8 protein-coding genes are annotated in these 12,420 nt (G+C 40.3%); all 8 read right to left on the bottom strand.

Going from position 1 to position 12,420, the window contains the following annotated elements; translation table 11 throughout:
- Positions 1 to 11 precede the first annotated feature (11 nt).
- The 8 genes from C9J31_RS05820 to dxr all read right to left on the bottom strand — a co-directional run bounded on the left by C9J31_RS05820 (position 12) and on the right by dxr (position 12,404).
- Positions 12 to 320, bottom strand: a complete 309-nt coding sequence (locus C9J31_RS05820) for a YlxQ family RNA-binding protein (RefSeq protein WP_010858484.1) — start codon at positions 318 to 320, stop codon at positions 12 to 14.
- Positions 317 to 595: an RNase P modulator RnpM gene (rnpM, locus tag C9J31_RS05815; protein ID WP_107923050.1), complete on the bottom strand. Its 279-nt coding sequence runs from the start codon at positions 593 to 595 to the stop codon at positions 317 to 319. The genes C9J31_RS05820 and rnpM overlap by 4 nt, the downstream gene beginning before the upstream one ends.
- A 200-nt stretch (positions 596 to 795) precedes the next feature.
- Positions 796 to 1,935, bottom strand: coding sequence for a transcription termination factor NusA (gene nusA, locus C9J31_RS05810; protein ID WP_054767143.1), 1,140 nt, complete (start codon positions 1,933 to 1,935; stop codon positions 796 to 798).
- A 24-nt stretch (positions 1,936 to 1,959) separates the two neighbouring features.
- Positions 1,960 to 2,436, bottom strand: a complete 477-nt coding sequence (rimP, locus tag C9J31_RS05805) for a ribosome maturation factor RimP (RefSeq protein WP_107923051.1) — start codon at positions 2,434 to 2,436, stop codon at positions 1,960 to 1,962.
- A gap of 435 nt (positions 2,437 to 2,871) precedes the next feature.
- Complete coding sequence (locus C9J31_RS05800) at positions 2,872 to 7,203, bottom strand: PolC-type DNA polymerase III (RefSeq protein ID WP_107947794.1); 4,332 nt, start codon at positions 7,201 to 7,203, stop codon at positions 2,872 to 2,874.
- 661 nt (positions 7,204 to 7,864) lie between these two features.
- The gene (locus C9J31_RS05795; protein WP_107947792.1) at positions 7,865 to 9,571 is read right to left on the bottom strand and encodes a proline--tRNA ligase; all 1,707 of its coding nucleotides are present in this window, start codon (positions 9,569 to 9,571) and stop codon (positions 7,865 to 7,867) included.
- A gap of 377 nt (positions 9,572 to 9,948) precedes the next feature.
- The gene (gene rseP, locus C9J31_RS05790) at positions 9,949 to 11,211 is read right to left on the bottom strand and encodes an RIP metalloprotease RseP (protein ID WP_107947790.1); all 1,263 of its coding nucleotides are present in this window, start codon (positions 11,209 to 11,211) and stop codon (positions 9,949 to 9,951) included.
- Between the two features lie 47 nt (positions 11,212 to 11,258).
- Positions 11,259 to 12,404 carry a 1-deoxy-D-xylulose-5-phosphate reductoisomerase gene (dxr, locus tag C9J31_RS05785; protein ID WP_107947788.1) on the bottom strand — a complete coding sequence of 382 codons (1,146 nt, stop codon included), beginning with the start codon at positions 12,402 to 12,404 and terminating at the stop codon, positions 11,259 to 11,261.
- Between the last annotated feature and the right edge of the window lie 16 nt (positions 12,405 to 12,420).

Here is a 12,420-nt window from a genome sequence, read left to right as displayed (position 1 = left end):
CTCACCCCCGATTATTTTTCGTTGAGTAGACTAGACAATTTGCTTGCAAAACCCTTATCGGTAATAGCTAGAGCCACTCGGGCTTCCTTACCTGTAGCATGTCCTAGATCATAACGATCGCCAACTACATGATACTCAACGTTGTAATACGTGCATTTATCTTGAATTTTTTTGCTAGAGTTTTTAGAAGCATCGTTTGCAAGCAGTACTATTTTAGCATTACCATTGCGGACTTCCTTTACTACTAACTCTTCTCCTGAAATGACTTTACGGGCTCTTGCCGCGATGCCAAGCAAATTAAACACTGCTTGATTTGTCATAGTATTGACTCCCTACGAATGATCGTTAGTAGTTCTTCGTAGACTTCTTCAGGAATTTTCACATCAAGTTGGTGCCCTAAAACATTTTTCTTGCGTGCGATGTCAATCGCCTGTTCAGACTTTGAAACATAGGCGCCACGTCCAGGCTTTTTACCCGAAACATCAACGCTTACCTCGCCTTCCTTCGAACGCACAACCCGAATCATTTCTTTTTTTGGTAGCATTTCTCCAGTGGCTACACACTTTCGAAGAGGCACTTTTTTATTAACCGCCATAAGAATCACCTTCCTCTCTGAAGCTTCGTAAGAGGTGGACTAACCATAATCAAAACTGCTTCGGCGTAGCATTCGGATTTGGCATTGTACCATGACAATGTCAAATCCATGTCATCAAGCCGGAGACTCTGACTTAATTCAGTCGGCGCCCAACCGCCCACTGAATTAAGTCAGTTGACTAGTCACACGGGCTTTCTTACTTATTCTTCGTCGTCTTGATATAAGTCAACTGCTACATCTTCGTAGTCGCTTTCTTCATCATCCGCCGGTACGAAAGTACTTGTTGCAGATGGATAAATACCTAACTCACGTGCATCTGTTTCACTTTTAATATCAATTTTCCAACCAGTCAGTTTTGCAGCTAAGCGAGCATTTTGACCACGTTTACCGATTGCTAATGACAATTGGTAGTCTGGTACGACAACAGTTGTTGATTTTTCTTCCTCATTCACTTGCACATCTAATACTTTTGAAGGGCTAAGTGCATTCGCTACAAATACAACAGGATCTTCTGACCATTCAACAATATCAATTTTCTCACCGTTTAATTCATTGACAATCGTTTGTACACGCGCACCTTTTGCACCAACACAAGAACCAACCGGATCAACTTCTTCATTATGTGCATAGACAGAGATTTTAGAACGATCTCCGGCTTCACGTGCAATGGATTTGATTTCGACAATACCTTCATAAATTTCTGGTACTTCCATTTCAAACAAGCGACGTAGTAAGCCAGGATGTGTACGCGAAACAATGACTTGTGGGCCACGCGTCGTACGTTCCACTTTCGTAATGTATACTTTGATACGATCATGAGGATGATACGTTTCACCTTGAATTTGTTCGTTTTGTGGTAACGCTGCTTCGACTTTACCTAGACCAACATAAATATTACGTGCATCTAGACGTTCAACAACACCAGTTACAATATCATCTTCGCGGTCAACATATTGCTCATAAATTAAGCCACGCTCTGCCTCACGTACACGTTGTGTAACAACTTGTTTCGCAGTTTGTGCTGCGATACGGCCAAAATTACGAGGCGTTACTTCTTGCTCCACGATATCCGCTAATTGATAGGCTGGATTGATGACTTTGGCATCTTCTAATGAAATTTCTAAGCGATCGTCCTCAACTTCTTCGACAACATCTTTTCGTGAAAACACACGAATTGAGCCCTTATCTAAGTTTAAATCTACACGGACATTTTGAGCTTGGTTAAAGTTGCGCTTGTATGCTGTTACTAATGCAGCTTCAATCGCTTCGATTAACACATCTCTTGAAATTCCTTTTTGTTCTTCTAGCGCTGTTAGCGCATCTAACAAATCACTACTCATTTTGTTTTCACTCCTAAATATGCATTATGCTGAGAAATCGATGGCAAGTCGTGCCAAAGCGATTTTTTCCTGTTCAATTGTTACTGTAATTTTTCGTGTTTTAATACGTACTTCCATCACTAATGTATGATTATCGTATGACGTTAAGTAGCCTTGGAATTCCTTCATGTCCTTGATGGGCTCATAGGTTTTTACATAAATTAATTTACCAATCGCTTTTTCAAAATCAGCATCTTTTTTCAATGGACGTTCTGCACCTGGTGAAGATACTTCTAAATAATAGTTTTGTGTAATCGGATCTTTTTCATCCAACAGTAAACTAAGTCGTTCACTAACTTGAGCACATTGGTCAATGTCGATTCCACCCTCTGGTGTATCTACATAAATACGTAAAAACCAGTTACGTCCTTCTTTTACGAACTCGATATCTACTAACTCAAGATTTAACTCTTCAACAATTGGAATGGCAAGTTCTTCAATTACAGATGGTACTTTGCTCATTGTTTCCTCCTGCATCTTTCAATTTCTGGCGTAATAAAACAGAAATTCCACCATTTGCTTTGGTGAAATTTGACGGTCTTACCTGCTGTTAGTCTAAAAATTTGTTTTGCTACAATATAACAACAGAAAAGAGCGGGAAGGACCCACTCTTTTGCTGGAAAACTATCAACAAATTATTACCATAAGGATAGCACAGTTCACTTCACATTGCAAATTTCCTTAATTAGGACAATAACGTATCGATCAATAATGCCTCGACATTATTGCGTCCGGAATCGGCTTTGTGCTTGCACAAAGAACTCCTTTTCGATTTCCGTGACATCCGCCGGAGGCTTTAGCTTATTTCAGCGGATGTTTGTACACCCGCTGAAAAGCAACTTAAATCAAGCATTCATCTCACCACCTATAGAGGTGGGAGACTTCTGCTGAAAGAAGTTAAAATAATGAAAGCTGATTGGCGTCTGGCATGCCTTCTAAGCAACCTAACTGATCCATATACTCAATGAGCGTTTTAGACACTCGACCACGTTGCTGTAAATCTTCCTTCGATAAAAACTCTCCGTCTTCACGAGCAGCTACAATTGTTTTAGCTACGTTCGTGCCAAGTCCGGGAATCGCATCAAACGGTGGAATCAAGGAATTTCCATCAATAATAAACTCACTAGCTTGTGAGCGATATAAGTCAACTTTTTTGAAACTCATGCCGCGTTCACACATTTCAAGTGCGAGTTCCATGACCGTTAGTAGGTTTTTCTCTTTCGTTGAAGCATCTAAGCCCTTTATATTGATTTCATCAATTTTCGCACGAATCATTTGTGAACCTTGTGTCATCGCAATTAAATCAAAATCATCTGCACGCACCGTGAAGTACGCTGCATAATAGAGAATCGGAAAATGCACCTTAAACCAAGCTATACGTACCGCCATTAAAACATATGCAGCCGCATGGGCCTTCGGGAACATGTATTTGATTTTTTTACAAGAGTCGATGTACCAGCCTGGTACCTTATTTGCGAGCATTTCAGCTTCAAATTCGTCGGATAAACCTTTCCCTTTACGAACGGACTCCATAATTTTGAAAGCCAATGAGGGTTCAAGTCCTTGGTAAATTAAATAGACCATAATGTCATCACGACAGCCGATTACTTCTTTAAGGACACATGTACCATTTTGGATGAGCTCCTGTGCGTTACCAAGCCATACATCCGTGCCATGAGAAAGTCCGGAGATTTGTACAAGCTCTGAGAATGTAGAGGGTTTTGTATCTTCTAACATTTGACGCACAAATCGCGTTCCAAACTCAGGTATGCCTAGTGTACCTGTTTTACAGCCAATTTGCTTTTCCGTTACACCTAATGACTCCGGCGAACTAAAAATCTTCATAACAATCGGATCATCTGTCGGAATAGTTTTTGGATCAATACCCGATAAATCTTGCAACATCCGAATTACGGTTGGATCATCGTGTCCAAGAATATCGAGTTTTAAAATATTATCGTGTATGGAATGGAAGTCAAAATGTGTTGTACGCCACTCTGAATCCTGTGCATCGGCAGGGAACTGAACTGGTGAGAAATCATAAATATCCATATAATCTGGTACTACGATAATACCACCTGGGTGTTGCCCTGTCGTACGTTTCACGCCTGTACATCCTTGAACTAAACGATCTACCTCAGCACCACGGAAATGTAAATTATGATCATTTGCATAGCCTTTTACGTAGCCATATGCTGTTTTCTCCGCAACTGTACCGATTGTACCGGCCCGGAAGACATAATCTTCACCAAACAACTCCTTTGTATAGTTATGTGCCTGCGGTTGATATTCACCTGAGAAGTTCAAATCTATATCTGGCACTTTATCCCCTTTGAAACCTAAGAATGTTTCGAATGGAATATCTTGCCCATCTTTTTTATACGGTGTACCACATTCCGTACAGTCCTTATTTGGTAAGTCATAGCCTGAGCTAACCGAACCATCATCAAAGAACTCCACATGCTTACAATTTGGACAAATGTAGTGAGGTGGAAGCGGATTTACTTCGGTAATTTCCATAAAGGTAGCGACAAGGGAAGAACCAACCGAACCACGTGACCCTACTAAGTAGCCATCTGCTAATGATTTTTTCACGAGTTTGGCCGAGATTAAATAAATAACCCCAAAACCATGTCCAAGTATCGACTTTAATTCCTTGTCTATTCGTGCCTTGACGATTTCTGGTAACTCTTCACCGTAAATGCGATGAGCCATTTCGTACGTTAAATTTGTCACTTCATCATCAGAGCCTTCAATTTTCGGTGTATATAGATCATCCTTAATCGGTTTTACATCACCAATCATAGCTGCGATTTTTTGCGAATTTGTGACGACGATTTCTTTTGCAATATCTGGACCTAAAAAATCAAATTCTTGGAGCATTTCGTCGGTCGTTCTAAAATGTACTTCTGGTAACTTCGATCTGTTTAATATATTGGCGCCACCTTGAGAACCAATCAATATTTGTCTAAACATTGCATCTGTCGGATCTAAGTAATGAACATTCCCCGTTGCCACAACTGGTTTATCAAGCTTCTTCCCGAGCTTTACAAGCTTACGGATAATGTCCTCGATTGTCCACTCATCTCTTACGACATTACGTTCGATTAATGGTGCATAGACAGCTTTTGGTTGCACTTCAATATAATCGTAAAATCTCGCAACTTGTTCGGCTTCCTCTGGCGATTTATTCATCATCGTTTCAAATAATTCGCCATTACTGCAGCCTGAACCGATTAGAAGCCCCTCTCTATACTGTTCGAGCGTTGCGCGTGTTACACGTGGTACACGGTAAAAGGTTTTTGTATGGGCATGTGTCACAATCTTAAACAGATTTTTCAATCCATCATTATCTACTGCTAATATTGTACAGTGCATTGGTCGTGCTTTTTTATACGCATCACCACCACCGATATGCTTATTGAAATCATCATGATATTTGATATCTAGTTCATCCGCTTCTTTTAACAGATGCAATAGTAAATAACCTGTTGCCTCTGTATCATAAATGGCACGGTGATGCTGGGTTAATTCAATCCCAAATTTTTTACAAAGCGTATTTAAGCGATGATTTTTCATCGTTGGATGGAGTAAACGTGCAAGCTCTAGCGTATCAATTACTGGATGAACTGTGTCGGCTAGACCATGTTTCTTATATCCAGTATATAAAAAGCCCATATCGAAAGAGGCATTATGTGCCACAACGATTGCGTCTCCTATAAATGCATGAAACTCTCGGATGACCTGCTCTACTTCTGGCGCATTACGTACCATATCATCGGTGATACCTGTCAGTTCAATAGTGGTTGCTGAAAGTGCATGATGCGGATTCGCAAAGCTTTCGTATTTGTCAATTACATGTCCACCTTTGATTTTTACCGCTGCAAGCTCAATTATTGTATCGTATGCCGTAGATAGACCCGTTGTTTCGACGTCAAAGACGACATAGGTTGTATCTTCTAACGCTCGATGCTCAGGGGCGTAAGCAATTTGTACACCGTCATCTACTAAATTTGCTTCCAAACCGTAAATAACCTTAATGCCATGTTTTTTCCCTGCACCATAGGCATCTGGGAAAGATTGCACAACAGCATGGTCAGTAATAGCAATCGCAGGATGCCCCCACTTAGCGGCTTGTGCTACCAATCTCTCTACTGGTGTGACCGCATCCATTTGACTCATCGGCGTATGCAAATGTAACTCCACACGTTTTTCGTTTTGTGGTGCCTTGTCCTGGCGTGTTTCTTTTTTAATTTCGTTAATATCATTTGCCATGATGATTAAATCACGAATAAACGTATCGGTTTGTACCGAGCCACGTACTTTTACCCACATTCCCTTTTTCAAATGTTGCATGAGTTCTGCATCATCATTATCACGTGAGAACATTTTCACAATGATGGAATCCGTATAGTCGGTAATTTTAATTTGCAACAACGAACGGCCACTTTTTAATTCTTTAATTTCTGTATCGAACACAAAACCTTCTACGATCACGCGGCGTTCTTCCTCAACAATGCGTTTAATTTCCATGGTTTCATCGTCTTTAATGTGCATACCCAACTGAAATGGTCGATCCCCCAGAGCAGCCAAGGCTGGATTATCCTTCTTGTCCTGCTCACGCTTTTGGAAGTCTTGCACGGCTTGTTGCGCCATTGCTGCTTCTTCTAAACGCTTCTGCTCTATAAAGGCTTCCTGTGCTGCTCGCATTTCTTCCGTTTCATCTTGGAGCATGAAATCCATCGCTATCGGTGGGAATCCAAATTGACTATAGCTCGCTGATAATTTCTCTGCATACTTCGTTTTCAGCATCATGAATTCCATTTCCTGCATACAGGATAAGGTAATTTTTTGACCGTTCCACATAGGTATTTGCGATACAAGACAATTTTTCAATGTTGGTGCCATATCATCGATTTGTTCTACTACCGTTAACCAATACGCTTGAATTAGTTCCTCTGTTACATTTTGTTCTAGCGTTTCGAAGGTGGTATTAATTTGAGCAATAGCTGCAAATTTTTCAGCTAAGTGTGTGTGAAAAAGCTGGTATAACGGAAACGGCAAAATTCCGCGTAATTTAATAGTAAAATGCCAGAGCCTATTTTTTTTATGCACGGTTAAACGTGATAATTCCCCTTCTTCAAAAAAGGACATATACACATCATCCGTTAACTCTAATTGCTGCAAGAGCATTTGGAGTTTTAATCTTGCCTCTTGTTGCTGTTCCAATCGGTTGACACCTACTTTCTACTTTAATCAATAATGCCTCGACATTATTGCGTCCGGAATCGGCTTTGTGCTTGCACAAAGAACTCCTTTCCGATTTCCGTGACATCCGCCGGAGGCTTTAACTTATTTCAGCGGATGTTTGTACACCCGCTGAAAAGCAACTTAAATCCGCATTCAACCACCTATAGAGGTGGGAGACTTCTGCTGAAAGAAGTTGAAAAAAGAGGCAGTCTGCAAAGCCTCTTGCTGTATTTCCCTGTAGCGGATTTTATTAAAATTTGATGCAAAAAAATTCGCTCCCTTCCACGGGCGATCCGCAAGCCTCACAGATATTTTAAATCTGTGGTGACTTGCTTGACTCGCTTTCCCGCAGGATTGTCGCGAATTTTAGGCTTAATCCTATCATATCAATAATGCCTCGACATTATTGCGTCCGGAATCGGCTTTGTGCTTGCACAAAGAACTCCTTTCCGATTTCCGTGACATCCGCCGGAGGCTTTAACTTATTTCAGCGGATGTTTGTACACCCGCTGAAAAGCAACTTAAATCAAGCATTCATCTCACCACCTATAGAGGTGGGAGACTTCTGCTGAAAGAAGTTAAAAAACATGCTTCTCATTAAGAGTATCTACATCCTTTTGAGAACACGTTCAAAAGGATATTAGTTCTTGCGGAAAAATTCGTTTAAGCGATCAATGACCTCTTCTTTTTTCCATTCAAATGTTTCGCCTGTTTGACGGAATTTCACTTCAACAACACCTTCTGATGCCTTTTTCCCCACTGTTACTCGAACAGGTAGACCAATCAGATCAGCATCCGCAAACTTAACGCCTGCGCGTTCAGCACGATCATCTAAAAGCACATCATAACGATATGATTTCAATAAGCCGTATAACTCATCCGCTAACGTAACCTGTGCTTCATCCTTCGTGTTAACAGGCACGACATGAATATCATAAGGTGCCAATTGTATTGGCCATGTAAAACCATTGTCATCTTGGAAATGCTCAGCTACAGCTGCTAAAATACGTGAAACGCCAATGCCATAGCACCCCATAATAAATGGTTGTGCCTTCCCTTGCTCGTCTAAGAATGTGCCATTCATTTTCGCAGAGTATGTTGTACCTAATTTAAAAATATGACCTACTTCAATACCTTCTGCAAATTGGATAGTACCTTGTCCATCAGGCGATGGATCTCCCTCTTGGATAAAACGAATATCTAAATAGTCATTCACTGCGAAATCGCGTTCAGGGTTAACATTCACTAGGTGGAAGCCGTCTTCATTTGCACCAGCTACACCATTTCGAATGGATTTAATGGCTTGATCAGCTACTACTTTCACATCGACTGGTAATTTAACTGGACCAATAGAGCCAACGCCACAGCCAAGTAACTCACGAATAGCTGTTTCACTTGCAAGTTCAACAGTACCCGCATCTAATGCATTTTTCAGTTTTATATCATTAATTTCATGATCGCCACGAGCAAGCACAACAACTAATTCACCATCTACATCAAATACTAATGATTTAATAACATTTGAAGCTTCAACATTTAAGAAAGCCGATACTTCTTCAATTGTTTTTTGATCAGGTGTTGATACTTTTTCAAGGTCTTTTAATACTTCTGCGGAAGGTTTATAGTCAACAATTACTTCTGCCATCTCAATATTCGCTGCATAATCAGAACTATCCGAGTAGGCAATTGTATCTTCCCCAATTTCAGAAAGGCACATGAATTCATGCGTTCCTTTCCCACCTATTGAACCGGCATCTGCAATAACTGCACGGTAATTTAAGCCCAGACGGGTGAAGATATTTGAATATGCACGATACATATCTTCATATGTTTCATCTAAGCTTTCACGAGATGCATGGAAAGAATAAGCATCTTTCATAATAAATTCACGTCCACGTAATAAGCCGAAGCGAGGTCGCTTTTCATCACGGAATTTTGTTTGAATTTGATAGAGTGTTAATGGTAACTTTTTATATGATTTAATTTCATCGCGTACTAAAGTTGTAATTACTTCTTCATGCGTTGGTCCTAATGCAAAATCACGATCATGACGGTCTTTTAAACGCATTAATTCTGGGCCGTATTTTTCCCAGCGACCAGATTCCTGCCAAAGCTCTGCAGATTGTAAAGCTGGCATTAATAATTCGATAGAATTAACAGCTTCCATCTCTTCACGAATAATACTTTCAATTTTTGTTAACACACGTTTTGCAAGCGGTAAATACGAGTATACCCCACTTGTATTTTGACGAATAAACCCTGCACGTAGTAATTGCTTATGTGATTTAACATCTGCATCAGCAGGTACTTCACGTAGCGTAGGGATAAATGTTTTACTTTGCTTCATTCAGTGTTCCACCTTTTTATCAATTTGCCTCGACGTTATTGTGTCTAGATTTAAAATGATGAACACACTACACTCATTAATCCATGACATTCGTCGGGCCTTAACTTCAATCAGCAGGGGTTCGTATCCTACTGAAGTTAACTTCACTTCGCATTCTTCCCACAAAAGTAGTGTGGGGAAAATGTTGAAGGAAGTTATAGAGATAAGTTCCTTCTCTAGCATAATCAAATTTAGCTTTGAACGCAATGTTTCCAAAACAATTGCGCTCAAAGCTAAAATTCACAGTCAATTTCACGATGGCATCTTGCATCTTCTAATATCTGACGCCAAAGTTTAAGTAAAATGAAGCCAACATTTGAATGGTCACGCCATTTACTTTAAAAGAAAAATCTTTGGATGTCGTTCCATGTGACTACGACCATTAATATCATCAATAATACGATACCCACAAAATGAACGATTCCTTCTTTTTGACGATCGATTGGTTTGCCTCGTAGTGCCTCAAACCCGAAGAATAGTAACCGGCCACCATCTAGTGCTGGAAGCGGTAGTAAATTCATAATACCTAGGTTGATACTTAACATTGCCGCCCAATTCATTAAATTCACGAAACCGTACTGCGCTACCTGCTCTGTCGCTTTATATATACCTACTGGACCTGATAGGGCATCTATTGTGAATTTCCCGGTAATAAGCATGCCAAGAAGCTCAAAAATCTTCTTTGTCATGTTGTACGTTTCTTGTGCACCAAACACGACTGCCTTGAGTGGATTAAATTCACGTGGGCTCTCATATCGAACACCGATTTGACCATATTTTTGGCCATCCTGTTTGATTTCTTTTACCATCATATTCAAATTAACTAACTGCCCACCACGCTCAACTGTCACATCAATTGTTTGTCCTGGACGTTTTTGAACAATCGCAGCTAAATCCTGCCATTTCTCTACTACTTGTCCGTCTACTGAAGTTACCTTATCCCCTGCGAGCATACCTGCCTGTGCAGCTGGATCATTTGTTACTACTTCTGTAATTATCGGCTCATATGTAGGTACGCCGGTAAATAAACCAATTAGCAAATAGATGAAAAATGCTAAAATAAAGTTAAACAATGGTCCTGCAAAAATCGTCATGGCACGTTGACCAACTGTTTTTGCATTAAACTGGCGATCATATGGTGCAATTAAAGTTTCTCTGCCATTTTCGACAAGTAGACAATCTCGCGAGACACTATAGCGAATTAGCTTTTCTTCCTCATCATAGCCTTCGATAAATAAATCTCTCACTAAGTCCGCACGCTCAACTTCCAAAAATAACAAATCTGGTAGTTGCTTATTATTTTGGTTGAAAATTATTTTTTTAACAATGTTATCTTCATTGACAATGAGCCCTACACGGTAGCCTGGCTGTAACTCCGAGTCGTCCATATCCTCGCCTGCCATACGAACGTAACCACCAATCGGCAATAAACGAATTGTATAGATCGTTTCACCATGTGTCTTCCCGTAAATTTTTGGCCCCATACCAATTGCGAACTCACGAACCATAATTCCTGCGCGTTTCGCAAATAGGAAGTGACCAAGTTCATGGAAGAACACAAGGGATCCAAATATAAAAATAAATGCAATGGCTGTTTGCATAATACCCCACCTTTAAAAGTGAATAGTTTAACGACGTCTTACCCTCGTTATTTTACCATGTCTAATACTATTTTTCTTGTCTCACTGTCCGCATGTAAAATCGTTTGTAAATCTGGCACTAAAATATTGTGATGTGCCTGCATAACCCGTTCAATTGTGTCATCAATTTCAAGGAATGTTATTTTTCCTTGTAAAAATGCCGCAACTGCTGCTTCATTCGCTGCATTCATCGCTGTTAAAATTGTACCACCTGTACGACCCGCCTCATATGCAAGTCGCAATGCTGGATAACGGTCAAAGTCCATATTTTTAAAATGTAACTGACCAATTTGCGCTAAATTAAGTCGTTGACCATTATGCAGTGGTATACGATCAGGGTAGCTTAGTGCATATTGAATGGGTACACGCATATCCGGTGTACCCAACTGTGCAATGACACTAGTATCATGATACTCAACTAGGGAGTGAATAATACTTTCTCTATGCAAAAGTACATCGATTTTATCATACGGCATATCAAATAAGACATGTGCTTCTATGACTTCCAGCCCTTTATTCATCATGGTTGCTGAATCTATCGTGATTTTCGCCCCCATGGACCAATTCGGGTGATTTAGTGCATCAGCTACCGTTACATGTTTTAATTCATCACGTGTTTTGTCACGGAAACTACCACCAGACGCTGTAATAATTAAACGCTCAATATTTTTTGAATTTTCGCCATTCATAGATTGGAAAATGGCTGAATGCTCACTATCCACTGGCAAGATTGTTGCGTTGTATTTCTTCGCCTCTGCCATCACTAAGTGTCCTGCTGTTACAAGCGTTTCCTTGTTTGCGATAGCGATCGTTTTACCCATGCGAATTGCAGCAAGCGTCGATTCTAAACCAACACTACCAAGCACTGCATTGACTAGAACTGTTGAATCAGGATGTGTAGCAACCTCTACAAGCCCTTTGGCACCAAATGTAAAGTGCACCTGTGGATAAGCTTTTGCGAGCGCCAGTGCATCTTCTTCAAGCTGCACAGATACAAGCTCAGGCTGCAACGTTTCAATCATCTCACGGGTTTTCTCTATATTTTTCCCTGAAGAAAAAGCTACAAGATGAAATGCATCACGTTGTTCTTTTAAAATATCGTAGGTTTGCCAACCGATAGAGCCAGTAGCACCCAATAAACTAATTTTTTTCACGACAAAACGTCCCCTT

Source organism: Lysinibacillus parviboronicapiens, from assembly GCF_003049605.2.
Lineage (GTDB): Bacteria > Bacillota > Bacilli > Bacillales_A > Planococcaceae > Lysinibacillus > Lysinibacillus parviboronicapiens.
The sequence above is the reverse complement of the archived record's forward strand: the minus strand, read 5'-3'. Positions and strand labels throughout refer to the sequence as shown.

Bases quoted from the DNA above. Each gene is read 5' to 3' on its own strand.
- rimP (WP_107923051.1), bottom strand. From the start codon at position 2,436: ATGAGCAAAGTACCATCTGTAATTGAAGAACTTGCCATTCCAATTGTT.
- rseP (WP_107947790.1), bottom strand. From the start codon at position 11,211: ATGCAAACAGCCATTGCATTTATTTTTATATTTGGATCCCTTGTGTTC.
- rnpM (WP_107923050.1), bottom strand. From the start codon at position 595: ATGGCGGTTAATAAAAAAGTGCCTCTTCGAAAGTGTGTAGCCACTGGA.
- C9J31_RS05795 (WP_107947792.1), bottom strand. From the start codon at position 9,571: ATGAAGCAAAGTAAAACATTTATCCCTACGCTACGTGAAGTACCTGCT.
- C9J31_RS05820 (WP_010858484.1), bottom strand. From the start codon at position 320: ATGACAAATCAAGCAGTGTTTAATTTGCTTGGCATCGCGGCAAGAGCC.
- nusA (WP_054767143.1), bottom strand. From the start codon at position 1,935: ATGAGTAGTGATTTGTTAGATGCGCTAACAGCGCTAGAAGAACAAAAA.